The organism is Acidovorax sp. GW458-11-26-14-TSB4, assembly GCF_059423865.1.
In genome coordinates this window covers 17,972-43,087 of the sequence record NZ_JBWKYR010000017.1, presented here as the reverse complement: position 1 = coordinate 43,087, position 25,116 = coordinate 17,972, and the positions used below count along the sequence as shown (strand labels likewise).

The following is a 25,116-nucleotide window of genomic DNA, read 5'->3' as shown; positions in this document are numbered from 1 at the left end:
CCCGCCCCGGGTCAATCCGCCGTGGCCGGAGCGGACTGCAGGCCGCTCACCGCCCTCAGCCCACGCGCCATGCGCAGCACCACCACGGGCTGGGCCGTTTCCGACGCACCCAGGGGCTGGTCCACCAGGATGCAGGGCTTGCCGGTGCGGCGGCAGTGGTCCTGCACGCGCCAGTACTCGTCGTGGCTGATGCAGCCGGTCTGGCAGATCACGAGGTCGGCCGCCGCCAGGCTCGAATCGAGCGCCGGCGACGGTGCAGGGGCCAGGGCCTCGGGAACCGCCGCCTGCGCCTTTTGCTCCACCTGTGCCACCGCCTGCAGGCGCCAGCGCAGGCACTCGCGCGAGAGGCTGGCGATGCGCTCGGCCAGCGCGGCGATGTGGCGCGCCATGTCGCGCCGGCGTTTCAGGCCCGGCTGCGCCGCCTGCAGCTGCTGCAGTTCGTCCTGCGCCATGGCAAGCCGCGTGTCGCGCACCACCACGGCCGCGCGCAGGCGCACCACCTCTGCCCGCAACTGCTCCAGCTCGTCCGCCTGCCGCGCCAGGGCATCGCTGCAGCGCGTCTGCGCCTCCCCCAACTGGCGGCACAGCACCAGGAACTCTTCGGACAGGGTATGCATGCGCCATCCTCGATAATAAGAATGATTCGCATTTTATGGTATGATTTGCCCGTCTAAGCAAGCCACCTGGTGGGGGATACCGAAGGAAGCGAGCCCTTGGTGTCTGGCTTGCGAAGTTTGCTGGGCGGGCAAGGCCAAGGTGCACCCAGGACCATCCCAGTGCGCCAAGGCCTGCCCGCCACCCCTGCAAGCCAGGCAGCTCGCCGTCCGCTGCACCCTCGCGCTCCGACCTTTGGGGGATACCGCATCGCGGCATCTTGCGCTTCAATCCGTTCTACGAAGCCACTGCCGCAGCCGATCCGTGATCACCGCACTGTTTGAATTCACGCGCGCCAGCCCGGGCCCTGCCCCCCAGGGCGCGAGCGCCTCGACCTATGCGCATGCGGTGCTTGTGAACTGGTCGATGGGCCAAGGCCGCTCCTTCGACCCGCTCATGGACTTGCCCCACCTGCTGGTCGCCACCCTCACCTGGGATGAAAGCAACGATGCCACGTCCAGGAGCGACCTCGAATCGTGGTGCGGCAAGCTCGGTGTCGCGGTGTCCTCCGCCCTGCGCATGTCCGTCAGCCCCCGGCAGGAGGGCACGGAGCTCCTGGCGCCCCATTAGTGTGCTGTCCCGCAATGCGCAGCAAGGCAGGCAGCGCATCCCAAGGGTGAAGGCCCACGCATCGCTTGCACGGGGTGCGGCGGATTCACGGATTGCCGCGGTTGATGAAATGGTCGGGACCGCGGCCCCCCGGCCTGGGCAACAGCCGGCTGGGCGAGTGCGGAAACTCGGGCGGCTTGCGGGCCACGATGAACAGCCGGATGTCCTTGCCCCGGGTGCCGTGCCGTTCGACCGACACGATGTCCATGCCCTGCCGGGCGATGGCCGCGTGCAGCCCCGGCCCTTCGAAGCTCAGCACGGCGGGCGCCTTGCCGATGGCGCGCATCAGCGGTATCGCCAGCCAGGGAATGAGCGGGTTCATCTCGGCGATGCAGGGCGTCTTGGAGATCAGCAGGCCGCCCGGCCGCAGCGCCTGCACGGCCAGCTGCAGCGTGTGGTCCAGATCGCTCACCAGGTGCAGCATGTTGAAGGCCATCACCACATCGTAGGTGCCCTGCCCCCACCCGGGCGCATCGGCGTCGGCCACCGCGAAGCCCAGTTGCGGCGTCGGCTGGGCCGCCAGCCTGGCCTGGGCAATGGCGATCATGCCGGGCGAGACGTCGGTCGCCAGCAGGCGGCGGGTGAAAGGGGCCAGGCGCAGTGCGGTGCTGCCCGTGCCGCAGCCGATCTCCAGCACCTCCTGCCCGGCAGACAGCAGGCCCTGCACGCGCTGCAGGGTGGCCTCGTAGCCCGCCATGTCGGCAATCGGATCGGCCGCGTACTTCGGGGCGATGCGGTCCCAGAAAAGGGCTTTGCGGGCGGCAGCGGCGCCCGGCGGCGGGGGCTGCACGGAAGCTTTGACAGGCGCAGGGGACGTGGTGGTCGGCATGGGCGGGACAAACTCTTTGCGATGGACAGCAATGGATGCTATCCATGCGCACCACCGCAGGGAATTGCCGCAAATTGCAGTGAGCATATACATTTATGCATGGATAAACTCGACTGGAACCAGCTCCGGGCCTTTCTGGAAACCGCCGAAGCCGGCTCCCTGTCGGCCGCCGCCCGCAAGCTGGGCCTGACCCAGCCGACGCTGAGCCGCCAGGTGGCCGCCATCGAGCAGCGCATGGGCGTGACCCTGTTCGAGCGCGTGGGCAAGGCCATGGCGCTGACGCCCACGGGGCTGGACCTGCTGGAGCACGCCCGCGCCATGGGCGCCGCGGCCCAGGCCCTGGGCGTGGCAGCCAGCGGGCGCTCGCAAGAGGTCGGCGGTGTGGTGTCGGTCTCGGCCAGCGACGCGGTGGCCACCTTTCTGCTGCCCCCGCTGGTGCAGCGCCTGCGCGAGCAGGAGCCGGGCATCGTGGTCGAGGTGATCCCGACCAATGCCTTCAGCGACCTGCTGCGCCGCGAAGCCGACATCGCCGTGCGCCACGCAAAACCAGAACAGCCCGAGCTGATCGCCCGGCTGATCCGCGAGGCCTCGGCCCGCTTCTATGCCTCCGAAGACTGGGTGCAGGCCCATGGCCACCCGCGCAGCGCCGAAGACGCGGCCCGCCTGCCCTTCGTGGGATCGGACCGCTCAGGCCAGTACCTGAGCTACCTGCAACGCCACGGCCTGCCTGTGACCGAGGCGAACTTCAGCGCCTATGCCGACCACACGGTGGCCCACTGGGCCCTGGTACGCCAGGGCCTGGGCATCGGCGCCATGATGGAAGAGATCGCCCGGGACACCCCGGGCGTGGTGCGCGTGCTCGACGATGTGCCGCCCGTGCGCTTCCCGATCTGGCTCGTCAGCCACCGCGAGCTGCGCACGGCGCGGCGCATCCGGGTGGTCTTCGAGGCGCTGGCGCAGGGCCTGCAAGCAGGATGAAGCGGCCTGCAGGCGCGCGCTGGGGATGAAAAAAGGGCGGCACTGCAGAAACTGCCGTGCCGCCCCAACTACCCAAAACAGTGTTCAGCCTCAGCCCGCAGCCGTGACCCCTTCGGCCGCTGCCTTGCGCGCGGCCCAGCGGCGCGCCAGGCGCGGCAGGATCAGCACGGCCAGCACGATGACGATCAGCGTGACCGAGCCCGGGCGCTCCAGGAAGATGGTCCACTTGCCTTCACCGATGGCCACTGCGTTGCGCATCTGCGCTTCGGCCAGGGGGCCGAGGATCATGCCCACGACCACCGGGGCCGAAGGGATGTCGAAGCGGCGCATGACCACGCCGAGCAGGCCGATGGCGTACAGCAGCACCAGGTCGAACGCGCTCTGGCGCATGCCGTACACGCCCAGCGTGGCGAACACCAGGATGCCGGCGTACAGGTAGGACTTGGGGATCTTGAGCAGCTTGACCCACAGGCCCACCAGCGGCAGGTTCAGGATCAGCAGCATCACGTTGCCGATGTACATCGAGGCGATCAGCGCCCAGACCAGCGCGCCGTTGCTGCTGAACAGCTGCGGGCCCGGCTGGATGCCGTAGTTCTGGAACGCGCCCAGCAAAATGGCCGTGGTGTTCGACGTGGGAATGCCCAGCGTGAGCAGCGGGATCAAGGTGGCCGTGATGGCCGCGTTGTTGGCCGCCTCGGGGCCGGCCACGCCTTCGATGGCGCCGGTGGTGCCGAACTCTTCCTTGTGCTTGCTCAGCTTCTTCTCGGCCGCATAGCTCAGGAAGGTCGGGATCTCGCTGCCGCCTGCGGGCACGGTGCCGAAGGGGAAGCCGATGGCCGTTGCACGCAGCCAGGCGGGCCAGGAGCGGCGCCACTCCTGCCTGGTCATGTGCGTACTGGTCAGCTTGTTCTGCGTCTCGTCGGTCTTGCCCTCGTACATCACGTTGTACAGGGCCTCGCCCACGGCGAACAGGCCCACGGCGATCAGCACCACCTCGATGCCATCCATCAGCTCGGGCACGCCAAAGGTGTAGCGCGCCTGGGCGGTGAGCTGGTCGATACCGATCAGCCCCAGCGCCAGGCCCAGGAACAGCGCCAGCATGCCGCGCAGCGTGCTCTTGCCCAGCACCGCGCTCACCGTGGTGAAGGCCAGCACCATGAGCATGAAGTACTCGGGCGGACCCAGGCGCACTGCGTACTCCGCCACCAGGGGCGCGAAGAAGGTCACCAGCACCGTGGCGATGGTGCCCGCCACGAAGGAGCCGATGGCCGCCGTGGCCAGCGCCGCGCCGGCGCGGCCGTTCTTGGCCATCTTGTTGCCCTCCATGGCCGTGACCATGGAGCCGGCCTCACCGGGCGTGTTGAGCAGGATGGAGGTGGTCGAGCCACCGTACATGGCGCCGTAGTAGATGCCGGCGAAGAAGATCATCGACGCGGTGGCTTCCACCTTGACGGTGATGGGCAGCAGCATGGCCACGGCCACGGCGGGGCCGATGCCGGGCAGCACGCCCACGGCGGTGCCGATGACACAGCCGACGAAGGCCCACATCAGGTTGATGGGCGTGGCTGCAGTGATGAAGCCCTGCAGCAGGAGGTTCCAGGTTTCCATGGTGTCGCGCGGGCTTTACAGCCACCCCGTGTTCGTGAGGCCGGGCAGGTTGATCGCCAGCAATTGGGTAAACATCCAGAACACCGGGGCGGCCACGGCCACGCCGATGAAGAGGTCCTTGATCCAGGCCACCGGGCGCAGGTCGAGCTTGCCCTCGGAGCTCTTGAAGCCGCGCACCGCGAGCACGAAGCACAGTGCGCAGCTCAGGATGAAGCCCAGCGTGGTAATAAGCAGGGCATTGAGCAGCAGGCCGGCGGAGACCCAGACGAAGCCCTTCCAGTGAGCGGTCTCGTCACCCGAGCCCTCCTCCAGGTCGCGAAAGCCGCCCGTCTGCGCATGGATGACGGCCAGCACCCCGCAGACGATGAGCGCGATGGCCACCACCCAGGGGAAGAAGTTGGGGCCCACGCCGCCATAGCCCGCCTCGGAGCTGATGGAGGTGGCGCCCCAGGCCAGCAGACAGCCCAGCAGCAGCGTGCCAGCGCCCACCACGGTCTGCAGGGCCGTGGAGCGAGAGGAATGTTGTGTCATGTTTTTATCCCGCAAGGAAGAGCGGCGCGCAGAGGACTGTTGCCAGCACCGTATTGCGCGCCGCCCGGAGGGTACGACGATGGGCTTGCGCCGGGCTCTAGGCCCGGCGTCAGATCATGCCGGACTTGGCCATCGTGGCGCGCAGGCTCGCGAACTCGGAATCGACGAAGTTGGCGAACTCGTCGCCGGCCAGCCAGGCAGGCGTCCAGCCGTTCTTCTCCATCGCGTCCTGCCAGGACTTGTGCTTGTAGGTCTTGGACAGCGCGTCGATCAGCTCCTTGCGCTGCTCGGCGGTGATGCCGGCCGCGCCGTACACGCCGCGCCAGTTGCCGATCTCGACGTTGATGCCCTGCTCCTTGAGTGTGGGCACGTTCACACCCTTCAGGCGCGTGGCCGAGGTCACGCCCACGGCGCGCATCTTGCCAGCGGTGATGTACTCGGCAAACTCGCTGTAGCCGCTGCCGCCCACGGTGACGTTGCCGCCCAGGATGGCGGCGGTGGCCTCACCGCCCCCACGGAAGGCCACGTAGTTGATCTTGGCCGGGTCCACGCCCACTTCGCGGGCGATCATGGCGGCCGCGATGTGCTCGGTGGATCCGCGCGAGCCACCGCCCCACTTCACGCTGCCGGGGTCCTTCTTGAGCTGGTCGACCACGTCCTTCATGGTCTTGAAGGGCGAGTTGGCAGGCAGCACGAACACGTTGTACTCGCTGCTCAGTCGCACCAGCGGCGTCACCTTGTCCAGGCCCACCGGCGGCTTGCCGGTGATGATGCCGCCCAGCATCACGGCGCCCATGGCCATCAGCGCATTCGGGTCGCCCTTGCTGGCGTTGGCGAACTGGGCCAGGCCGATGGCGCCAGCGGCGCCGCCCTTGTTGTCATAGGTGACCGAGCTGGCCACGCCTGCGTCCTGCATGGCCTTGCCCAGGGCACGGCCCGTGGTGTCCCAGCCGCCACCGGGGTTGGCAGGGATCATCATCTTGATGGCTGCAGCGGCCTGGGCGGTCAGCGGCAAGGCACCGGCTGCCGCCATGGCGGCCAGGGACTTGAGGAAGGTATCGCGACGCATCGTTGTCTCCTTGAATGATTGGCGAACCTGTCGATGATGCGCGCCCTGCCTGTCAAACGGCTGTCCAAAGGATTAGGGAAAACCCCGTGACAGCAAGCCCCCTGTGTCGCTTCGCGCCTTCCCCCAAGAGAGACGCTCCCCGTGCGGCAGGGCGGCCACAGGAGCACCCAAAAGCCTACGCGGAGTGATATGGTCCCGCGCATGAAATTGCTGCTTGTCGAAGACGATCCCACCATGCAGGCGACCTTGCACCGGGCGCTGAGCCGCCGGGGCATGGAGGTGACGCCCGTGGGCGATGGCCGGGCGGCGCTGGCGCAGTGGGCGGCCCAGCCGCCCGATGCGGTGGTGCTGGACCTGACCCTGCCCGGCCTCGATGGCCTGCAGGTGCTGCAGCAGGCGCGCACGCGCGGGCTGCGCACGCCGGTGATCATCCTCACGGCGCGGGGCACCGTGGGCGACCGCATCATGGGCCTGAACTCCGGTGCCGACGACTACCTGCCCAAGCCTTTCGACCTGGACGAATTGGAGGCGCGCCTGCGCGCCCTGGTGCGGCGCAGCGCCGACCCGGTGGCCAGCAGCGCCCTGCCGCCCAGCGTGCAGCAGATCGGCGCCATCCGCTATGACACCAACAGCGGCGCCATCTACCTGAACGGCGAGGTGATGGAGTTCACCCCGCGCGAGCTGGCGCTGATGCATGCCCTGCTGGCCCAGCCCGGCCATGCCGTGACCAAGGAGCGGCTGTACGAACTGGTCTTCCCCGGCCAGCTTGACGTGCAGTACGAGGCCATCGAGGTGGTGGTCTACCGGCTGCGCAAGAAGCTCGCGGGTACCGGCCTCACGCTCATGACGCTGCGCGGCCTGGGCTACCTGCTGCGGACGGATGCATGAAGATCAAGCCCCCGGGCACACCCCGCACGCCCTCCACGCCGCGGCCCCATTCGCTGCGCCGCCGGCTGCTGCTGGGCATTCTGCTGCCGGTGGTGGTGTTCATCACCTACAACACCGTGAGCGGCTACCAGCAGACCCTGGCCTCGCTGAACACCGCCTACGACCGCACGCTGCTGGCGTCGGCCAAGAGCATCAGCGAACAGCTGGACGTGACCGGCTACGAGGAAGCGGCGCACCTGCGCGCCATCGTGCCCTACTCGGCGCTGGAGGCCTTCGAGGCGGACAACAAGAGCCGCATGTACTACCGCGTATCCAACCTGCAGGGCGAGCTGATCTCGGGCTTTGACGAACTGCCGCTGTGGACGGGCACCATCCCCGCGCGCCCGCCCTATGCGGCGCTGGTGGATTTCTACGACGACACCTTCCGCGGCATGCCGGTGCGCGTGGCCGTGCTGCTGCAGCCCGTGGCCAGCTCCAAAGGCCGCGCCATGGCCGTGATCCAGGTGGCCGAGACGCTGGAGGTGCGCGAAACCCTGGCGCTGCAGAACCTGCGCAACACCCTGCTGCGCCAGGCCCTGCTGATCGCCGTGATCGGCATCACGGTGGTGCTGGTGGTGCAGCGCGCCACCCAGCCCGTGCGCCAGCTCAGCCAGGAGCTGCAGGCCCGCCAGGAGGGCGACCTCAGCCCCATCACCGCACCGGCCGCACCGCGCGAGCTGCAGCCGCTGATCGAAGGCACGAACGAGTTCCTGCAGCGCCTGCGCCACCTGCTGCGCCACCAGAAGCGCTTCGTGCGCGATGCCTCGCACCAGCTGCGCACGCCGCTGGCGGTGCTCAAGACCCAGGTCCAGTCGGCCCTGCGCGGCGACATGCCGGCCGAGCAGGCGCTGCACGAGATCCGCGACACGGTCGACCGCGCCACGCAATTGGCCAACCAGATGCTGGCCCTGGCCAAGGTGGAGCAGTTGCGCCAGCAGAGCGCCCCGCCCGTCACCCGTTTCGACGAGATCCTGCGCGGCGTGGCGCTCGACATCTCGCCGCTGATCGCCCAGCGCGACCTGGACTTCGGCATCCACACCGACCCCGCGCCCGTCGTCGCGCACGAATGGATGCTGCGCGAGCTCACGCGCAACCTGCTGCACAACGCCGTGCGCCATGCGCCGCCGGGCAGCGAGCTGTCGGTGGATCTGCGCGCTGATGGCCGCCACGCGGCCCTGACCGTGAGCGACCACGGCCCCGGCATCGACGACGAGCTGGCACTGCGCCTGTTCCAGCCTTTCTCGGCCGGCGACGTGCGCACCGGCAGCGGCCTGGGCCTGGCCATCTGCCAGGAGATCGTGCAGGCGCTGGGTGGCAGCATTGCATTGACCAACCGCACCCAGGCAGGCCGGGTGCTCGGGCTCGACGCTGTGGTGCGCCTGCCCCTCGCCGACAACATGGGCATGCCGGACACGGCACAATCGCCGCCATGAACGTTGCTACCGAGACGATGCGCCTGGACAAATGGCTCTGGTGCGCCCGCTTCTACAAGACCCGTGGCCTGGCCACCGAAGAGATCGGCAAGGGCCGTGTCACCGTCAACGGCCAGGCCGCCAAGCCCGCACGCGATGTGCGTCCCGGCGACACCGTGGCCCTGCGCCAGGGCCCCGTGGCCCGTACCGTGACCGTGCGCGGCCTGAGCGGCATGCGCGGCCCCGCGCCCGTGGCCCAGCTGCTGTACGAAGAAACGGCCGAGAGCATTGCTGCGCGCGAGGCTGCGGCCGAACAGCGCCGCCTGGCGCCCGAACCAGCCGCCACGCTGCAGGAAGGCCGGCCGACCAAGCGTGACCGGCGCAACATCGAGCGCGTGAGCGCTCCGGACTGGGACAGCCGCTGGAGCGCGTCGATCGAAGAGTAAGCGTCTGGGTGCGGCCGATTTCTGCCGCTAGGCACCGCCACCCCTGCAGGTACTTGCTGCCGTCTTCCGTGCGCACGTGGTAGCGCGTGCGGAACAACCGGGTGGGCGGCCCGGCCCAGCGCACCACCCAGCACGGCGCCGCCCGTGGTACCAGGGGTGGACTCATCCACCGTCTGGGCGTCGGCAATCCAGCCATACCGCCCCGCATGCAGCAGCTCGACCCGCCACCGCGAAGCGATGGCCAGGCGCTCGTCCTCGGTGAGGCCGGTCCAGATGGCGGGCTTGGTGCGCGCGACAGGTTTTGCGGCCCCCGGCACCGGCCCGCGATAGACCGGATCGAAGGGCTCTGCCGACACGGGCACCGTGGGCGCGCAGCTGAGCGCACGCTCCGTCTGGCGCACGGACTGGTTGAGCACCAGGATCCCGTTGCCGAGCAGGTCCGCAGCGGCGCCTGCAGGAGATGCAGGGTGCCAGAGCCTGCGCCGCCCCTGCCCGGCGCCTGGGGCACCCCGCTATCGGGCTCACTCAGTGCAGCAGCAGTTGCTGCTGCCCGTGGTGGCCCTCGATCTTGAACACCGAGACCGACTTCACCAGGTCGTCGGCCTGCGAGCGCAGGCTGGATGCCGCGGCCGCCATCTCCTCCACCAGCGCCGCGTTCTGCTGCGTGGCCTGGTCCATCAGCGTGACCGCTTCACCCACCTGGGAAACGCCCGAACTCTGCTCGGTGCTGGCAGAGCTGATCTCGCCCATGAGGCGGGTCACGCTCTGGATGCTGGCCACCACCTCGTCCATGGTGGTGCCGGCCTTGTCCACCAGGGCCGAGCCATGCTCCACGCGGCCCACGCTCTCGGTGATCAGCTGCTTGATCTCCTTGGCCGCCTGGGCGCTGCGCTGGGCCAGGGTGCGCACTTCGCCGGCCACCACCGCAAAGCCGCGCCCCTGGTCGCCCGCGCGCGCCGCCTCCACGGCGGCATTGAGCGCCAGGATATTGGTCTGGAAGGCGATGCCGTCGATCACGCTGATGATGTCGTTGATCTTGCGGCTCGAATCGTTGATGCCCTTCATGGTCTCCACCACCTGCGCCACCACCTCCCCGCCCTGCTGGGCGATGGTCGAGGCCGAATGCGCCAGCCGGTTGGCGTTGACCGCGTTGTCGGCGTTCTGGCGCACGGTGGACCCCAGCTGCTCCATCGACGCCGCCGTCTGCTGCAGGGCACTGGCCTGCTGCTCGGTGCGGGTGGACAGGTTGTGGTTGCCCTGGGCGATCTCGGAGCTGGCGGTGGACACGCTCACCGACCCCTCGCGCACGCCCGCCACCAGATTCGACAGGCTGCGGCGCATGGCCTCCATCGCGCCGACCAGCGAGGCGATCTCGTCATTGCCATGGGCCACCAGCGGGCGCGCCAGGTTGCCATGGGCAAACTCCTGGGTCGCTGCACCGGCCTCCCGGAGCGGCCCGACGATGGAGCGCGTGGTCAGGTAGCCCAGCACCACGGCAAACGCCACGACCACCACGCTCAGCACGATGAGCTGCATGCGCAGCGACTCGAACTGGCGCATCGACTGCTCGCTGGCCTGCTGGCTGATCCTGTCGCCCTCGGCGAGAAAGGCATTGATGTCCCCCACCAGGCGCACCAGCAACGGGCGGCACTCGGCATTGATCTTCTTGATGGCGGCCTCCTTCTCCCCGGAGCTGCCCAGGCGCGTGATCTCCAGCGCAATGGGGCCGTAGGCCGTCTCGGTGGCCTGGATCTTGGCCAGCAGCTTCTGCAGCGGGGCCGCCGCCTCGGGCCCGGCCTGCGCCAGGGCCTCTTCCAGCTTCTTGATCCCCTTGCCCACCGCGTCGTGGGCAGCGGCGATGAGCTTGACCTCGGCCTCGGCATCGGCCGGGGTGCTGGTGATCACCAGATTGCGGGCAGCCACCGCGCGGGCGTTGGCCGCATCAAGGACGCTGCTGCCCAGGTTCTTGATCACATCGAGGTGGTTGACCTGATTGTCCAGGTTGGCCTGGGTCAGCGACTGCCCCCGTATACCCATGATGGCCACCAGGACAAGGGCGCAGGCCAGCACGGCGTAGCCGGTGGCCAGACGCGCCCGGATGCTCAGGCGTTGCAGAAAATTCATGGCGAAGTTCTCCTGCTTTGGGCGCGCATGCGCGACATCCACCGGCCAAGGCCGGTGTCCAGCGTGATCTGCCCAGAACACCGCCTGCCAACCCCTCGCTGGCAAACTGCACCGCCCGCTCAAGTATGGATTGTGGGCACTGTGCAGGCGTCTCGCTGCTCAATGCCGCTACCTTGCGCCTCCTGCCGCCCGCTTGCAAGTGTTTTCTTGCCACCTCTGGCCGCTGGTCGCCTATGCCCGGCGCGCCGGGCCGGTGGCAGAGATGCGCGGGTACGCCACCACCAGGGCGCCCACGAGCATGGCCGTCCCGTTCGCATAGACCCACATCTCGCCCTCGAACAGGAGCGCGGTGAAGACCGTGATCCCGAAGACGATGGCCACCATGGTGAACAGCGCCATCGCCACCTGCCGCCGGTGCGACGGCGCCATGACCACGCCGGCCAGCACGAACACGGCGCCCAGCACCGCGCCGGAGCCCAGTTCGATGAGCAGCGTGCCCAACACGCCGTGGCCCATCTGCCAGGCGCTGACGAACTTGGTCAGGCGCTGCGCCACAAAGGCGGCAGCGAAGGCGGCCGGCAGCAGGCAGATCCAGCGCATGAACTTGCTTTTCAACATTCGCTCTCGTTTCCTTGTATCGGTAGCGCCGGCAACGGCCTCGCCCCCCGCGCGGCGGCGTGCAGCCACCGGAGAATGTACCCAATTGTTGGCAGATCGGCCTGGCGCCCCCAGCCGATCCTCCCCATCCCCCGAATCGGTGATGGTCAAACGCAGCACCGGTGCGCACAATCATCAGCGTCCAAAGGGGGAAACCATGCGTTGGATCGTGGTGGCCATCTGTTTCGTTCCTGCCATTGCCGTTGCGGCAATGGACTCGCCGCGCGGCTCCGTGGCCCTGGTCGGCGTACTGAACCTGGCCTACCTGCTTGCATTGAGCAGCGGTGTAGGCTGGCTGGTCCAGCAGGTTGCGCAGACATCGGGGCGCTTCTCCCCCAGAACCGAAGCCGTCCTCAGCGGCGTGAGCGCCCTGGTCGTGGGGCCGCTGCTCTGGTTCGCGCTGTTTCGCTAGGGCCAGGCCCAGCCGGCCTCACCGGGCCCTTTCCGCACTGCCAATCGGGCACTGAGTGTGCCGTCCTCAGGGGCCTGTTCAAGCGATTGGCCTACACCACGCGGTGCTCGGCCCTCGGATGATGGCTGGCCGGAAATTGCAATTCGTGACGGTTGTCTCTCGGCGGGACCTGTACCCTGGCACTGCGGCGCAAGCCAGTCCGGGGGGCATGGGATTTCCCCGGGGGCGGCTTTTCTTTTGCGCGCGGGCAGACAGTGCTCGCACCAGCCTGCCGGCAGCCACGCGCCCTCTGCACCCCCCTGACCAGGATCGGAAGCCCCACGTGACAGCGTTCATGCCCTTCAGCTACAACCTTTTCCTGGTGGCAGGGTCGCTGGCCATGGCGATGTTCGCCTCCTACGTGAGCTTTGACATGGCGCGGCGTGTGCGCACCTCGCAGCGTGGCATCGGCCTGGCCTGGTGGGCCGCCGGCTCGCTGGTCATGGGCACGGGCATCTGGTCCATGCACTTCGTGGGCATGCAGGCGCTGGAGCTGCCCATTCCCGTAGGCTACTCCCCGGGGCTGACCTTCGTGTCCTGGGTGGCCGCGGTGGCGGCCTCCGGCGTGGCGCTGGAGTTGGCCAGCCGCAAGCGGCTGGACCACCCGCGCATCGTGCTCGGCGCCGTGGCCATGGGCGGGGGCATCATCGCCATGCACTACCTGGGCATGGCAGCCATGGCCATGTCGCCCGGCATCACCTGGGATGTGCCGCTGGTGGCACTGTCGGTGCTGGTGTCCGTCCTCGCGTCGGCGCTGGCGCTGCTCATCTTCAAGCTGCTGCGCCAGGTGGAGCGGCCCCGGCGCACCGGCTACCAGCTGGCAGCCTCGTTCGTGTTAGCCCTGGCGATCTGCGGCACGCACTACCTGGGCATGGCGGCTGCCAGCTTTGCCGTGGGCTCGGTGTGCCTCACCGCCGATGAACTCAGCGGCCCGGGCCTGCAGACGGCGGTGGCGATGATTGCCGGCGGCCTGCTGGTGGTCACCTTGCTCACGTCCATCCTGGATGCGCGGCTGCAGCGCGCCGCGCGCGGCGCATCGCACTCCATGCACGAGAGCAACGCCCGGCTGCAGGCCGCCAACGAAGAGCTCAAGCAACGCGCCTTCGCCGATCCGCTGACGGGCCTGCCCAACCGCCTGCTGTTCGAGGACCGCCTGGCCCAGGCCACGCGGCGGCTGGAGCGCAGCAACCACGGCGGCGTGGTCGAGCGCATGGCCGTGCTCTTCGTGGACCTGGACGGATTCAAGCCCATCAACGACTCGTTCGGGCATGCCGTGGGCGACGTGGTGATCCGCAAGGCGGCAACGCGCCTGCGCGACGAGGCGCGCGACTGCGACACCGTGGCGCGGGTGGGCGGCGACGAATTCCTCATCCTGCTCAACGACGTGGCCGATGAAGAGGCCTCCATCCGCGTGGCCCAGCGGGTGCTGGCATCGCTGTCGCAACCGTTCGAGGCAGCAGGCCGGCGCATCGAGATCTCCTGCTCCATCGGCATCGTGCTGCACCCCGGACCGGGCGAGAGCAGCAAGATCGTGGCCAATGCCGACGCTGCGATGTACGCCGCCAAGCGCGCCGGGGGCAGCTGCTACGCGCTGTTCGAGCCGCACATGGTGTCCGACGTGTCCGAGCAACTGGAACTGCAGAACGAGCTGCGCCACGCGCTGGAGCGCGGGCAACTGGCCCTGAACTACCAGCCCAAGTTCGACGGCCGGCGTGGCCAGATCAGCGGGGTCGAGGCACTGCTGCGCTGGAACCACCCGCGCCACGGCATGGTCAGCCCGCTGGTCTTCATTCCCCTGGCGGAACGCATCGGGCTCATCGGCAAGCTGGGCCAGTGGGTCATCAACGAAGCCTGCCGCCAGATTGCCGAATGGGGCCGCGACGGCCTGCGCATGCGCGTGTCGGTGAACCTCTCGGTGCACCAACTGCGCGACAAGCACCTGGTCGAGCGCATCGCCCAGACCCTGCAGGACCATGGCCTCGCAGCGTCGCAGCTGCTGTGCGAGATCACGGAGACCGTGGCCATGGAAGACATCAAGGCCGTGCAGCGCACCTTCGAGGGCCTCGGTGCCATCGGTGTCTTCCTGTCCATCGACGACTTCGGCACCGGCTACTCCAGCCTGCGCTACCTGAGCCAGTTGCCCGCCCAGCAGCTCAAGATCGACCGCAGCTTCGTGGGCGACCTGGAGCACAGCGCCAATGCGCGCGCTGTCGTGGCCGCCGTGGTGGGCCTGGCCCACGCCCTGGGCCTGCGCGTGGTGGCTGAAGGGGTGGAGACCCCGGGTCAGCGCGACATCCTGCTGGCCATGGACTGCGACGAACTGCAGGGCTTTCTCTTTGCCCGGCCCATGCCGCCCGCCGCGCTGCTGGCCTGGGCCCATGGCGCCAAGCCCGAAGGCGGCGCGGACTTCACTCCTTCGCTGGTGGGGGCGCTGTCGCCCCTGTGAAGCCGGCGGGCAGGTGCTGCGCCAGTCCTTTGAACAGGTTCTTATCCGCAGGGCGGCATTGCACGCAGCCCCCATCGCTGGCTCGCGTCCTACAAGGAACAAATGCAAGCAAGCCTATCTTTCGGGAGGCAGGCCTTCTTCACTCCTTTCAGGAAAGTCCAGACGATGGAGCACCGGCAACCCCGTGATCCCGCAGCCGAGCAGGACCGCCTCATGGCCCTGCGTGCCATGAACCTGCTGGACACGGCGCCCCTGGACACCCTCGACCAGATCACCCGCCTGGCCAGCGAGATCTTCAACATGCCGATCTCGCTCATCACCCTGGTCGATGCGCACCGCCAATGGTTCAAATCCAGCGTGGGCATGGCCGATGTGCAGGAAACCAGCCGCGACGACGCCTTCTGCGCCTGGACCATCGAGCAGCGCAACGTGTTGGTGGTGGAAGACGCCACCCGCGACCCGCGCTTTGCCGACAACGCCCTGGTGCAGGGCACTCCGCACATCGTCTTCTATGCCGGTGCGCCGCTGCTCCTCGCCAGCGGGCACGCCCTGGGCAGCCTGTGCGTCATCGACACCAAGGCACGCAGCTTCAACCGCCAGCAGCAGGGCCAACTGGCCACCCTGGCCTCGCTGGCCATGGCGCAGATCGAACTGCACCAGCGCGCCGGCCGCGTGCACGAGGTGACGCGCCTGCCCAACCGCGCCCAGCTGATGCACGACCTGCAGGACCTGCGCGCGCAATCGGCGCAGGGCACGGCCGGCGGTGGCATGGTGCTCATCGACCTCCTGGGCCACCTGCGCCTGCAGGCCGCCGTGCGCGCGGTCGGCATCGGGCGGCTGGAGCAGATCCTGCGCGAGATCGCCGCCAAACTGCGCGCCATCGTGGGCGCCGACTGGCCCATCTACCATGTGTCGGAAACGCGGTTCTGCGTTCCCCTGCGCGGGGCCGACACGGCGCAGCAGGAGCGCTTCGCGCAGCAGCTGCTGGCCGGGCTGCAGGCCCCGTTCCAGCACGGCGGCGTGGCGGTGGAGCTGACGCCCCGGGCCGGGCTCGTGGCCTACCGGCCGCACATCGAGAATGCGGCCGACGCGCTGCGCAAGGCATCCTCGGCCATGCAGGAGGCCGCTGCGCGCGGGCGTGACTACCTCTGGCACGACGACGCCTTCGACGCTGCGCACCAGCGCGCCTTCCATCTGCTGCAGGACGTTCCGGCAGGCCTGGAACAGGGCCGCTTCCGCCTGGTCTACCAGCCCAAGCTGAACCTGCGCCAGCGCACCTTCAGCGGGGTGGAGGCCCTGGCACGCTGGCAGCACCCCACCCTGGGCGACATCGCGCCAGGGGAGTTCATTGCCCTGATCGAAGGCACGCCGCTGATCCATGCCTTCACGCTATGGGTGCTGAACACCGCCATCGGCCAACTGGCGCAATGGCGTGAACAGGGCATCCAGTTGACGATGGCGTTCAACGTCTCCCCCCGCAACCTCGATGAGGCCGGTTTCGTCGAGCAGGTGCGCAAGGTCTGTGCACGCCACGGCGTGCCACCGGACAGCCTGCACATCGAGTGCACCGAAACCGCCGTGATGACCAAGCAGGAAACGCGCGACGCCCTGACCGCCTTCCAGCAGATGGGTGCGCAGATCTCTCTGGACGACTTCGGCATGGGCTACTCCAACCTCGCCTGCCTGCGCGAGCTGCCGGTGGAGATGCTCAAGCTCGACCAGTCGCTCATCAAGCCCGTGGACACCAACCCGCGCGCCTTGCACCTGGTGAAGTCGCTGGTGTTCATGGGCCACTCCCTGGGCTACCGCATGCTGGCCGAGGGCGTGGAGACCCGCGCCGTCTACGACCTGGTGGTGGAAGCCGGTTGCGACGCCATCCAGGGCTACTACCTGTCCCGCCCGCTGGAAGCGGCGGATATCCCCGGCTTCATGGCGGCACACCCCGCCCCGGCTGGGCCTGCGCTCGAGGCCGGGCACACGCAAGCCACGCTCGCCTAGCAGCACAGGTCGCTCAAGGGCCTCATTCGGCAGGGAAGACGAATTGGATCCCCAGCGCTGACAAGCGGGCGAACCTGGCTACCGTGAACCTGGCAATTGAGGGCACCACGCAGGCCCAGAAAAACGCGGTCTAGGATCGATATGCGCGATATGGGTCCAGAACGGGTTCAGCGATCTGAATGAGATCCGCCGGGCAAGAAAAAAGCCCTGCAAATCAATGACTTGCAGGGCTCTATCTTGGCGGAAACGGAGGGATTCGAACCCTCGATGAGGCTCTACACCCCATACTCCCTTAGCAGGGGAGCACCTTCGGCCACTCGGTCACGTTTCCAATCCCGCTATTATGCCCCATTTTCGGGGCGCTTCAGCCGAGTTGGGGGCCTAATGCCGCTCAGGCGGCCGGCTGGTCCAGCTCGAAGGCCTTGTGCAGGGCACGCACGGCCAGCTCGACGTACTTTTCGTCGATCACGACCGAGGTCTTGATTTCCGAGGTGGAGATCATCTGGATGTTGATGCCCTCTTCGCTCAGCACGCGGAACATCTTGCTGGCCACGCCAACGTGGCTGCGCATGCCGATGCCGACGATGCTCACCTTGCAGATCTTGGCGTCGCCGACGACTTCCTGCGCGCCCAGCTCGGGCACGACCTTTTCCTTGAGCAGGTCCACGGTGCGCGCGTAGTCGCCGCGGTTCACCGTGAAGCTGAAGTCGGTCTTGCCGTCCTTGCTCAGGTTCTGGATGATCACGTCGACTTCGATGTTGGCATCGGCCACGGCGCCCAGGATCTGGTAGGCGATGCCTGGCTTGTCGGGCACGCCCAGCACGGAGATCTTGGCCTCGTCGCGGTTGAATGCGATGCCGGATACAACGGCTTGTTCCATTTTTTCGTCTTCCTCAAAAGTGATCAGCGTGCCGGACTTGGCTTCTTCGTTGATGTCGATGTCCCAGGGCGTGAAGCTCGACAGCACGCGCATGGGCACCTTGTACTTGCCTGCGAATTCCACGGAGCGGATCTGCAGCACCTTGCTGCCCAGGCTGGCCATCTCCAGCATCTCTTCGAAGCTGACGGTGTGCAGGCGGCGCGCTTCGGGCACGACGCGGGGGTCGGTGGTGTACACGCCGTCCACGTCGGTGTAGATCAGGCACTCGTCGGCCTTCATCGCGGCGGCCACTGCAACGGCGGAAGTGTCCGAACCACCACGGCCCAGCGTGGTGATGTTGCCTTCGTCATCGATACCCTGGAAACCCGTGACGATCACGACCTTGCCCTGGGCCAGGTCGGCACGCACGCGCTGGTCGTCGATGGATTCGATGCGGGCCTTGGTGTAGCTGCTGTCGGTGCGAATCGGTACCTGCCAGCCGGCATAGCTCACCGAGCCCATGCCTTCGGTCTGCAGCGCAATCGCCAGAAGGGCCGAGGAGGCCTGCTCGCCGGTGGCGGCCAGCATGTCCAGCTCGCGGTTGTAGGCCTCGGTGGCGCGCGGGGGTGCCAGTTCCTTGGCCAGGGCGAGCAGGCGGTTGGTTTCGCCACTCATGGCGCTGGGCACGACCACCAGTTGGTGGCCTGCGCGGGCCCACTTGGCCACGCGCTTGGCGACGTTGCGGATGCGCTCCGGAGAGCCCATCGACGTGCCGCCGTATTTGTGAACGATCAATGCCATTGGATTTCTGGGGTGACGAAACACGTGCCACGGCGCCGGTTGGACACTGTTTTGGCGCGCCGCCGTTGATTTCGTGCAGATGGGAAAGCAGGGCCCGGCCCGTGTTGGCTGCAGAAACCGGGGCCGGTTTCATCAGGGCGACACGGATCAGTCCCCAGGGACCAAAACCTGGGGATTGTACCAATCGAGCCCGCCCTCCACGCGCACCACGAATCCGGTCCCCACCTTGATGCGGATGCGGTGCCCGCGCGTGGTGCAGGCGCGCACCTGGTCCAGCAGCTCGGCCAGTTGCGCGGCACTGGGCGTGGTGCGGTGCACGCTGCGCAGCCAGTGGCGCAGCACATTGGCCTGGCGGGCACGGGTAAGGGCCTGCAAGGCCGCCAGCTGCGGCGGGGTGCCCACCTGGGCGAGGTCGGCCATGGCCACCTCGTCGAGCAGTTCGCTGGCCTGCGCCGCATTGGCAGCCGAGCGGGCAAAGGTATCGCGGAACGCGGGGAACGCGGCTTCGAGCACCGGCAGGACCTGTGCACGGATGCGGTTGCGCGTGTAGTGCAGATCGGCGTTGGTGGGATCTTCCACCCAGGGCTCGCCCTGCGCCCGCAGCCAGCCACGCACGGCCTGGCCGGGCACCTGCAGCAGCGGGCGGTGCCAGGGCAGACCCACACGCTGCCACTGCGCAGGCATGGAGGCCAGGCCCGCCACGCCGGCGCCGCGCGACAGGGCCAGCAGCAGCGTCTCCACCTGGTCATCGGCATGCTGGGCCAGTGCGACCGTTGCGATGCCGGCCATGGCGGGGACTGTCTGCAGCGCCGCATCCAGCGCTGCATAGCGGCCCTGGCGCGCAGCATCCTCGGGGCTCTGGCCAGGCGCCGGCCGGGCGTCGATGCGCTGCACAACCAGCGGCACGGCCAGGCGCGCGCACAGGTCCGCGCAGTGGCGCTCGAAACCGTCTGCCGCCGCCTGCAGCCCATGGTGCACATGGATGGCGCGCACCTGCCCCGGCCAGCGGCGTGCGCAGGCCAGCACCAGGGCCGTCGAATCCGCGCCACCGCTCAGCCCCACGGCCAGCGGCAAAGCGGGCGCAAAGGCCGCCATGGCGGCGTCGAAAGACTGGGTCATGCGCAGAGCCCCCGTGCCCCGCCTGCAGGTGGCAGGGCATGATGAACGGAGGTTGCGGGCAGGCAGCACATGGCTGCCGATTATCGCGGTGCCTCAGTGTTGCTGCGGCCCAGACAGCCGGGCCGCGCCCTGGGCGCCGCCATCGGCCGACAGCCTGAAGGTGCCCACCACCTCCGACAGGCGCACCGACTGGTCCTTGAGGCTCTGCGCCGCCGCAGCGCTCTCTTCCACCAGGGCAGCATTCTGCTGCGTCATCTGGTCCAGGTGCGACACGGCCTGGCCCACCTCGTTGATGCTGGTGCTCTGCTCATTGGTCGAGGCGGTGATCTCGGCCATGATGTCCGTCACGCGCTGCACCGAGTTGACGATGTCGGTCATGGTGGCGCCGGCGTCGTGCACCAGGCGCGAGCCATTCTCCACCCGCTCCACCGAGGCGCTGATGAGCTGCTTGATCTCGCGCGCGGCCTCGGCGCTGCGGCTGGCCAGGCTGCGCACCTCGCTGGCCACCACGGCAAACCCACGGCCCTGCTCGCCCGCACGCGCCGCTTCCACGGCGGCATTGAGCGCCAGGATATTGGTCTGGAAGGCGATGGAGTCGATGGTGCCGATGATGTCGTTGATCTTGCGCGATGCGGCGTTGATCTCGTCCATGGTGGTCACCACATTGCCCACCACCGTGCCACCGTGCTGGGCCACGCTGGCGGCCTGGCCCACGAGCTGGTTGGCCTGGCGCGCGGCATCGGCGTTGTGGCGCACGGTCTCGGTTAGTTGCTGCATCGAGGCCGAGGTTTCCTCCAGGCTCGATGCGGTGAGCTCCGTGCGCCCGCTCAGGTCATGGTTGCCGGTGGCGATCTCCTCGGCCGCCACGCGCACCGAGTTGCTGGCATCGCGGATCTGCGACAGCACGCCCGACAACTTGCCCGCAAAGCTGTTGAAGCTGGCCGCGATCTGTGCCAGTTCGTCCTCGCCCTGCGCATCGATGCGGCGCGACAGGTCGCCGCCACCCGCGCCGATCTCGTGCATGGCGTCGCGCACCAGGGTCAGCTGGCGCAAGCGCCGCGACAGGATGCCCGCCAGCACCACCAGGGCCACCAGCAGCACCACGATGCCCGCGCCCAGCGACACCCCCAGCATGGTGCGGATGGCAGCCAGCGCCTCGCCCCGGTCCAGCGCAATCGCCAGCAGCCATGGTGTGCCGGTCACAGGCGCCACGGTGAGCAGCATGGCCCGGCCCTGCAGGTCCACGGCGTTGAGGTCGGCGCGCTTGGCCATGTCGGCCAGGGCGCTCGCCGTGAGCGAAGGGGCGAGGTCGGTCGCGGGCTTCAGGGCCAGCTTCACTTCGGGGTGGGCGATGATGTTGCCATCGCTCCCCACCAGAAACGCATAGCTCGCGGGCGTGGGCTTGATCGATGCCACATTGGCCACCACCGCCGACAGCGAGACATCGCCCGCCATCACGGCCTTCACGCCGCTGCCCTCGCGTGCGGCCTTGGCGAAGGTGACCACCAGGCCGGCGCCACCCGCGTCGGCATACGGTGCCGTGAGGATGGTGGCCTGCGCCTCGGCCGCCTGTTTGTACCAGGGGCGCGAGGTGGGGTCGTAGTCGGGCGGCAGGTTCTGCTTTTCCGAGAACACCGTGCGCTTGTCGGCATAGCCGAAATAGGTGGTGAGGAAGTTGCCGGCCTTGGCCAGCATCAGCAGCGGCTTGGCGGCCTCGGCATCGTCGAGCGCGGCGGCGGCCGACTCGACCACCATGGCCTTGCCGCGCGCCCAGTCGCGCAGGGTCTCGATGTGGCTGTGGGCCAGGGCCTGCGACTGCGCCGTGAGCGACGCATAGGCCTGGGACCGGGCCGTGAGGTAGTTGGCCACCGTCAGGGCCAAGAGCCCCGCCACCAGGCAGGCGATGGAGACCAGAAGGATCTGGCCCTTGAGAGTCTTCAGGAACGACATGCTGCCCCCTTCGAATCACCCGCCCCCGAACGGACGGCGACCAGTCATGCTACATCCGGTTACGGTCGCGGCGCCAGAGGGTTGGCACGCCCAGGCTGCCACAGGCGTAAAAACAACAACGGCCCGCGAGGGGCCGTTGGAGGGGAGGCGTTGGCAGCCGGGCGCTCAGCGCGCATCCGCCTTGGTATCGCTGAAGCGACCATAGCTCTGCAGGCGCTCGTAGCGGCGCTCCAGCAGGTCCTTGGTTTTCAAATCCGCCACCTGGCGGAAGGCATCGCCCAGCGCACGCTTCAAGAAGGCCGCCATCTGCTTGTGGTCGCGGTGACCGCCGCCCACCGGCTCGTTCACGATCTTGTCCACCAGGCCCAGGGCCTTGAGGCGGTGGGCGGTGATGCCCAGCGCATCGGCCGCGTCCTGGGCCTTCTCGCTGGTCTTCCAGAGAATGGAGGCACAGCCCTCGGGGCTGATCACGGAGTAGATGGCGTACTGCAGCATCACCACCTGGTCGGCCACGCTGATGGCCAGCGCGCCGCCGGAGCCGCCTTCGCCGATGATGGTGGTGATGATGGGCACTTCCAGCTGCGCCATCTCGAAGATGTTGCGGCCGATGGCCTCGGACTGGCCGCGCTCCTCGGCGTCGATGCCAGGGTAGGCGCCGGGCGTGTCCACGAAGGTGAACACCGGCAGCTTGAATTTCTCGGCCGTCTTCATCAGGCGCAGGGCCTTGCGGTAGCCCTCGGGCTTGCTCATGCCGAAGTTGCGCATCGCGCGCTCCTTGGTGTCGCGCCCCTTCTGGTGGCCCAGCACCATGCAGGCATGGCCATTGAAGCGCGCCAGCCCCCCCACGATGGACAGATCGTCCGCGTAGTGGCGGTCACCGTGCAGCTCCACGAAGTCGGTGAAGATGTCACGCACGTAGTCGAGCGTGTAGGGGCGCTCGGGGTGGCGGGCGATCTTGGTGATCTGCCAGGGCGTGAGCTCGGCGTAGATGTCCTTGGTGAGCTGCTGGCTCTTCTTGCTCAGCTGGTCGATCTCTTCCGAGATGTCGACGGCGCTCTCGGTCTGCACGTAGCGCAGTTCTTCGATTTTGGTTTCGAGTTCGGCAATCGGCTGCTCGAAATCCAGAAAGGTCTTTTTCGCCAACGTTGTTCTCCTTGGGTCGCGCCGGAAGGCGGCGTGCCATGAATGAGGCACGCACTGTAACCGACGCGTTACGAGTTTGGTTTGACGCCTGTCTAAATAAAAACTATCCACTGCGCAGCGCTTGTTTCGCCACCGTTTGCCTGCGGCAACGGCCCACTGCAAGGCCACTTTGCGAGGCCACCCCGCCGAAACGGTGGCGCCTTGGCTTGGCTCATACCGCCACGACGGGCTGCGGATCCATGGAGCGCCAAATATACCAAGTCGCCACACTCGCCCACGGCCGCCAGGCCTCGGCAACTTCGCGGGCTTCGCTGCGGCTCACCGTTTCGCCCGAGAAGTAGTTGTGGCTGATGCCGCTGATCAGCCCCGGGTCGTCCAGGGGCAGGACATTGGGGCGCATCAGGTAGAAGATCAGGAACATCTCGGCCGTCCAGCGGCCGATGCCGCGAATCGCCACCAGCTCGGCGATGATGGCCTCGTCGTCCATCGACGCCCAATCCTTCACATGCAGCTTGCCGCCGTCGAAGTGCAGTGCCAGGTCCACCAGGTAGTCCACCTTGCGCGCCGACAGGCCGGCCGCGCGCATGTCGTCCACCTTGAGCTTGAGCACGTTGGACGGCTTCATGCTGCGCGGCAGTTTGGAGAAGCGCTCCCACACAGCCTGGGCGGCCTGGGCCGAAACCTGTTGGCCCACGATGGAGCGCGCCAGCGTGGTGAAGGCATCACGCCGTGTCTGCAGTGCGGCGTCGCCGAACTGCGGGATCAGGCGCTTCATCACCCGGTCCTTCTTCATCAGGTGCTTGCAGGCCTCGGCCCAGTAGGTGGGCGTGGAAACGACCACGGACTTGGCAGGGGCCGCAGCAGACGACGATGCGGCGGCAGCAGCGGATACAAAGGCCGCGGCAGCGGCGGCGACTTCGGGGGCCAACAGTTCTTCTTTAGCCATTTTTTTGCTTACCGCAGCCATGTTTGTTGTTCTTCTTGGGGTCTTGTTCGTTCATTCGTCGGTCGTTCGGGAGCATGCGGTTCTTGCTTGTTTTCAACTGTCTATCTGTCTGTCTATCTATCGGGTCTGGCTGTCGCTTACTGGGCGGCTTCCCAGGTGGTGCCGGCAGCGGAATCCTTGAGCACGATGCCCTTGGCCAGCAGCGCCTGGCGGATGCGGTCCGCCTCGGCAAAATTCTTCGCGGCCTTGGCAGCGGCGCGCGCAACGATCTGCTGGGCGATGGCGGCCTCGTCCAGCCCGGCACCTGCCTGCAAAAAGGCCTGTGGATCACCCTGCAGCACGCCCAGGCAAGCGCCCAGGGCCTTGAGCAGGCCGGCCAATTCGGGCGAACGGGTCTTGTTCACCTCGCCCGCCAACTCGAACAGCACAGCCATGGCTTCGGGCGTGCCGAAATCCTCGTCCATCGCGGTCTTGAAGCGCGCGGCATAGGGGTCGGCCCAGTCGATGGCCGCCACCGGGGCCGGTGCCACCAGGCTCAGTGCGGTGTACAGGCGCTTCAGGGCGTTGCGGGCATCGTCCAGGTGGGCATCGCTGTAGTTCAGCGCGCTGCGGTAGTGGGCGCGCACGATGAAAAAGCGCACCGTCTCGGGGTCGTACTTCGCCAGCACCTCGCGGATGGTGAAGAAGTTGCCGAGCGACTTGCTCATCTTCTCGTTGTCCACACGCACGAAGCCGTTGTGCACCCAGAACTTCGCCAGCGGCTTGCCATTGGCACCTTCGCTCTGGGCGATCTCGTTCTCGTGGTGCGGGAACTGCAGGTCCATGCCGCCACCGTGGATGTCGAAGGTCTCGCCCAGCGTGGCGCCGCACATGGCCGAGCACTCGATGTGCCAGCCGGGGCGGCCCGAGCCGAATGCGCTGTCCCACTTGGCTTGTGGCGGCTCTTCGGGCTTGGAGGCCTTCCACAGCACGAAATCGAGCGGGTCTTCCTTGCCATCGAGCACGGCCACGCGCTCGCCGGCGCGCAGCTCGTCGATGGACTTGCCCGAGAGCTTGCCGTAGCCGTCGAACTTGCGCACGGAGTAGTTCACGTCGCCGTTGCTGGCGCGGTAGGCCAGGCCCTTGGCCTCCAGCGTGCCGATGAGCGCAAGCATCTGCGGCACGTATTCGGTGGCGCGCGGCTCGATGGAGGGCGGCTCGATGCCCAGGGCCGCGATGTCGGTGTGCATGGCGGCGATCATCTCGTCCGTGAGTTCGCGGATGGTGATGCCGCGCTCCAGCGCGCGCTTGATGATCTTGTCGTCGATGTCGGTGATGTTGCGCACGTAGGTCACGCGCAGGCCGCTGGCACGGAGCCAGCGCTGCACCACGTCGAACGCCATCATCATGCGGGCGTGGCCGATATGACACAGGTCGTAAATGGTCATGCCGCACACATACATGCGCACATGGCCAGGTTCGAGCGGGGAAAAGTTCTCCAATTCACGCGAAAGCGTGTTGTAGATGCGCAGACTCATGGGATGTCAGTAGGGGAAATCGGCGGGGGGTGCGGGTGAAGC

Annotated in this window: 21 protein-coding genes and 1 tRNA gene; 8 read left to right on the top strand and 14 right to left on the bottom strand. The window is 67.8% G+C overall.

Translation table 11 applies throughout. From position 1 onward, the window contains the following. Positions 1 to 11: 11 nt before the first annotated feature. Positions 12 to 617, bottom strand: coding sequence for a DUF2325 domain-containing protein (locus AC07X5_RS25400; RefSeq protein ID WP_494772375.1), 606 nt, complete (start codon positions 615 to 617; stop codon positions 12 to 14). A 301-nt stretch (positions 618 to 918) separates the two neighbouring features. On the opposite strand from AC07X5_RS25400, the gene AC07X5_RS25395 reads away from it, so the two are divergent. After that, complete coding sequence (locus AC07X5_RS25395) at positions 919 to 1,224, top strand: hypothetical protein (protein WP_494772374.1); 306 nt, start codon at positions 919 to 921, stop codon at positions 1,222 to 1,224. Between the two features lie 85 nt (positions 1,225 to 1,309). Here AC07X5_RS25395 and AC07X5_RS25390 read toward each other — a convergent pair whose 3' ends face one another. Next, positions 1,310 to 2,092 (bottom strand): class I SAM-dependent methyltransferase, encoded by a 783-nt coding sequence (locus tag AC07X5_RS25390; protein WP_409958571.1) that lies wholly within the window; start codon positions 2,090 to 2,092, stop codon positions 1,310 to 1,312. 99 nt (positions 2,093 to 2,191) lie between these two features. Here AC07X5_RS25390 and AC07X5_RS25385 point away from each other — a divergent pair, with 99 nt between their 5' ends. Continuing rightward, complete coding sequence (locus AC07X5_RS25385) at positions 2,192 to 3,070, top strand: LysR family transcriptional regulator (RefSeq protein ID WP_494772373.1); 879 nt, start codon at positions 2,192 to 2,194, stop codon at positions 3,068 to 3,070. A 90-nt stretch (positions 3,071 to 3,160) separates the two neighbouring features. On the opposite strand, the gene AC07X5_RS25380 is transcribed toward AC07X5_RS25385, so the two are convergent. From AC07X5_RS25380 to AC07X5_RS25370, 3 genes are all read right to left on the bottom strand, one after another. Further along, positions 3,161 to 4,678 carry a tripartite tricarboxylate transporter permease gene (locus tag AC07X5_RS25380; RefSeq protein ID WP_494772372.1) on the bottom strand — a complete coding sequence of 506 codons (1,518 nt, stop codon included), beginning with the start codon at positions 4,676 to 4,678 and terminating at the stop codon, positions 3,161 to 3,163. 15 nt (positions 4,679 to 4,693) lie between these two features. Beyond that, a complete protein-coding gene (locus tag AC07X5_RS25375) occupies positions 4,694 to 5,209 on the bottom strand; it encodes a tripartite tricarboxylate transporter TctB family protein (RefSeq protein WP_494772371.1) in 516 nt (171 codons plus the stop codon). 109 nt (positions 5,210 to 5,318) lie between these two features. Next, positions 5,319 to 6,278, bottom strand: coding sequence for a Bug family tripartite tricarboxylate transporter substrate binding protein (locus AC07X5_RS25370; protein WP_409958564.1), 960 nt, complete (start codon positions 6,276 to 6,278; stop codon positions 5,319 to 5,321). A 189-nt stretch (positions 6,279 to 6,467) separates the two neighbouring features. Here AC07X5_RS25370 and AC07X5_RS25365 point away from each other — a divergent pair, with 189 nt between their 5' ends. Genes AC07X5_RS25365 through AC07X5_RS25355 form a run of 3 tightly spaced genes read left to right on the top strand, consistent with a single transcriptional unit; the run spans position 6,468 to position 9,063 of the window. Further along, entirely contained in the window at positions 6,468 to 7,166 is a 699-nt protein-coding gene (locus AC07X5_RS25365; protein ID WP_409958562.1) for a response regulator, read from the top strand. Continuing rightward, entirely contained in the window at positions 7,163 to 8,638 is a 1,476-nt protein-coding gene (locus AC07X5_RS25360) for a sensor histidine kinase (RefSeq protein ID WP_409958560.1), read from the top strand. Before AC07X5_RS25365 ends, AC07X5_RS25360 begins: the two co-directional genes overlap by 4 nt. Beyond that, positions 8,635 to 9,063: an RNA-binding S4 domain-containing protein gene (locus tag AC07X5_RS25355; protein ID WP_409958558.1), complete on the top strand. Its 429-nt coding sequence runs from the start codon at positions 8,635 to 8,637 to the stop codon at positions 9,061 to 9,063. The genes AC07X5_RS25360 and AC07X5_RS25355 overlap by 4 nt, the downstream gene beginning before the upstream one ends. A gap of 525 nt (positions 9,064 to 9,588) precedes the next feature. On the opposite strand, the gene AC07X5_RS25350 is transcribed toward AC07X5_RS25355, so the two are convergent. Continuing rightward, entirely contained in the window at positions 9,589 to 11,187 is a 1,599-nt protein-coding gene (locus AC07X5_RS25350; RefSeq protein WP_494772370.1) for a methyl-accepting chemotaxis protein, read from the bottom strand. Between the two features lie 231 nt (positions 11,188 to 11,418). Beyond that, positions 11,419 to 11,805, bottom strand: a complete 387-nt coding sequence (locus AC07X5_RS25345; RefSeq protein WP_494772369.1) for a hypothetical protein — start codon at positions 11,803 to 11,805, stop codon at positions 11,419 to 11,421. Positions 11,806 to 11,947: 142 nt separating this feature from the next. On the opposite strand from AC07X5_RS25345, the gene AC07X5_RS25340 reads away from it, so the two are divergent. The 3 genes from AC07X5_RS25340 to AC07X5_RS25330 all read left to right on the top strand — a co-directional run bounded on the left by AC07X5_RS25340 (position 11,948) and on the right by AC07X5_RS25330 (position 16,739). Next, positions 11,948 to 12,256 (top strand): hypothetical protein, encoded by a 309-nt coding sequence (locus AC07X5_RS25340; protein WP_494772368.1) that lies wholly within the window; start codon positions 11,948 to 11,950, stop codon positions 12,254 to 12,256. A 334-nt stretch (positions 12,257 to 12,590) separates the two neighbouring features. Continuing rightward, complete coding sequence (locus AC07X5_RS25335; protein ID WP_494772437.1) at positions 12,591 to 14,741, top strand: putative bifunctional diguanylate cyclase/phosphodiesterase; 2,151 nt, start codon at positions 12,591 to 12,593, stop codon at positions 14,739 to 14,741. 165 nt (positions 14,742 to 14,906) lie between these two features. After that, entirely contained in the window at positions 14,907 to 16,739 is a 1,833-nt protein-coding gene (locus tag AC07X5_RS25330; protein WP_494772367.1) for a putative bifunctional diguanylate cyclase/phosphodiesterase, read from the top strand. A gap of 238 nt (positions 16,740 to 16,977) precedes the next feature. On the opposite strand, the gene AC07X5_RS25325 is transcribed toward AC07X5_RS25330, so the two are convergent. From AC07X5_RS25325 to cysS, 7 genes are all read right to left on the bottom strand, one after another. Continuing rightward, positions 16,978 to 17,070: transfer RNA gene (locus AC07X5_RS25325), tRNA-Ser, on the bottom strand. 60 nt (positions 17,071 to 17,130) lie between these two features. After that, positions 17,131 to 18,399 (bottom strand): aspartate kinase, encoded by a 1,269-nt coding sequence (locus AC07X5_RS25320; RefSeq protein ID WP_494772366.1) that lies wholly within the window; start codon positions 18,397 to 18,399, stop codon positions 17,131 to 17,133. Between the two features lie 147 nt (positions 18,400 to 18,546). Beyond that, positions 18,547 to 19,518: a tRNA lysidine(34) synthetase TilS gene (gene tilS, locus AC07X5_RS25315; RefSeq protein ID WP_494772365.1), complete on the bottom strand. Its 972-nt coding sequence runs from the start codon at positions 19,516 to 19,518 to the stop codon at positions 18,547 to 18,549. Between the two features lie 93 nt (positions 19,519 to 19,611). Continuing rightward, positions 19,612 to 21,468 carry a methyl-accepting chemotaxis protein gene (locus tag AC07X5_RS25310; RefSeq protein WP_494772364.1) on the bottom strand — a complete coding sequence of 619 codons (1,857 nt, stop codon included), beginning with the start codon at positions 21,466 to 21,468 and terminating at the stop codon, positions 19,612 to 19,614. 165 nt (positions 21,469 to 21,633) lie between these two features. Beyond that, positions 21,634 to 22,611: an acetyl-CoA carboxylase carboxyltransferase subunit alpha gene (locus AC07X5_RS25305; RefSeq protein WP_494772363.1), complete on the bottom strand. Its 978-nt coding sequence runs from the start codon at positions 22,609 to 22,611 to the stop codon at positions 21,634 to 21,636. Positions 22,612 to 22,822: 211 nt separating this feature from the next. Next, the gene (locus AC07X5_RS25300; RefSeq protein ID WP_409961180.1) at positions 22,823 to 23,557 is read right to left on the bottom strand and encodes a DNA-3-methyladenine glycosylase family protein; all 735 of its coding nucleotides are present in this window, start codon (positions 23,555 to 23,557) and stop codon (positions 22,823 to 22,825) included. Positions 23,558 to 23,694: 137 nt separating this feature from the next. Further along, positions 23,695 to 25,074, bottom strand: a complete 1,380-nt coding sequence (cysS, locus tag AC07X5_RS25295) for a cysteine--tRNA ligase (protein ID WP_494772362.1) — start codon at positions 25,072 to 25,074, stop codon at positions 23,695 to 23,697. Positions 25,075 to 25,116: the final 42 nt, after the last annotated feature.

Excerpts from the sequence above, each read along its gene's own strand:
- AC07X5_RS25370 (WP_409958564.1), bottom strand. The coding sequence starts at position 6,278 with ATGCGTCGCGATACCTTCCTCAAGTCCCTGGCCGCCATGGCGGCAGCC.
- tilS (WP_494772365.1), bottom strand. The coding sequence starts at position 19,518 with ATGACCCAGTCTTTCGACGCCGCCATGGCGGCCTTTGCGCCCGCTTTG.
- AC07X5_RS25340 (WP_494772368.1), top strand. The coding sequence starts at position 11,948 with ATGGTCAAACGCAGCACCGGTGCGCACAATCATCAGCGTCCAAAGGGG.
- AC07X5_RS25360 (WP_409958560.1), top strand. The coding sequence starts at position 7,163 with ATGAAGATCAAGCCCCCGGGCACACCCCGCACGCCCTCCACGCCGCGG.
- AC07X5_RS25400 (WP_494772375.1), bottom strand. The coding sequence starts at position 617 with ATGCATACCCTGTCCGAAGAGTTCCTGGTGCTGTGCCGCCAGTTGGGG.
- AC07X5_RS25365 (WP_409958562.1), top strand. The coding sequence starts at position 6,468 with ATGGTCCCGCGCATGAAATTGCTGCTTGTCGAAGACGATCCCACCATG.
- AC07X5_RS25345 (WP_494772369.1), bottom strand. The coding sequence starts at position 11,805 with ATGTTGAAAAGCAAGTTCATGCGCTGGATCTGCCTGCTGCCGGCCGCC.
- AC07X5_RS25335 (WP_494772437.1), top strand. The coding sequence starts at position 12,591 with ATGCCCTTCAGCTACAACCTTTTCCTGGTGGCAGGGTCGCTGGCCATG.
- AC07X5_RS25300 (WP_409961180.1), bottom strand. The coding sequence starts at position 23,557 with ATGGCTAAAGAAGAACTGTTGGCCCCCGAAGTCGCCGCCGCTGCCGCG.
- AC07X5_RS25350 (WP_494772370.1), bottom strand. The coding sequence starts at position 11,187 with ATGAATTTTCTGCAACGCCTGAGCATCCGGGCGCGTCTGGCCACCGGC.
- AC07X5_RS25330 (WP_494772367.1), top strand. The coding sequence starts at position 14,907 with ATGGAGCACCGGCAACCCCGTGATCCCGCAGCCGAGCAGGACCGCCTC.
- AC07X5_RS25390 (WP_409958571.1), bottom strand. The coding sequence starts at position 2,092 with ATGCCGACCACCACGTCCCCTGCGCCTGTCAAAGCTTCCGTGCAGCCC.
- cysS (WP_494772362.1), bottom strand. The coding sequence starts at position 25,074 with ATGAGTCTGCGCATCTACAACACGCTTTCGCGTGAATTGGAGAACTTT.
- AC07X5_RS25385 (WP_494772373.1), top strand. The coding sequence starts at position 2,192 with ATGGATAAACTCGACTGGAACCAGCTCCGGGCCTTTCTGGAAACCGCC.
- AC07X5_RS25355 (WP_409958558.1), top strand. The coding sequence starts at position 8,635 with ATGAACGTTGCTACCGAGACGATGCGCCTGGACAAATGGCTCTGGTGC.
- AC07X5_RS25380 (WP_494772372.1), bottom strand. The coding sequence starts at position 4,678 with ATGGAAACCTGGAACCTCCTGCTGCAGGGCTTCATCACTGCAGCCACG.
- AC07X5_RS25310 (WP_494772364.1), bottom strand. The coding sequence starts at position 21,468 with ATGTCGTTCCTGAAGACTCTCAAGGGCCAGATCCTTCTGGTCTCCATC.
- AC07X5_RS25320 (WP_494772366.1), bottom strand. The coding sequence starts at position 18,399 with ATGGCATTGATCGTTCACAAATACGGCGGCACGTCGATGGGCTCTCCG.
- AC07X5_RS25375 (WP_494772371.1), bottom strand. The coding sequence starts at position 5,209 with ATGACACAACATTCCTCTCGCTCCACGGCCCTGCAGACCGTGGTGGGC.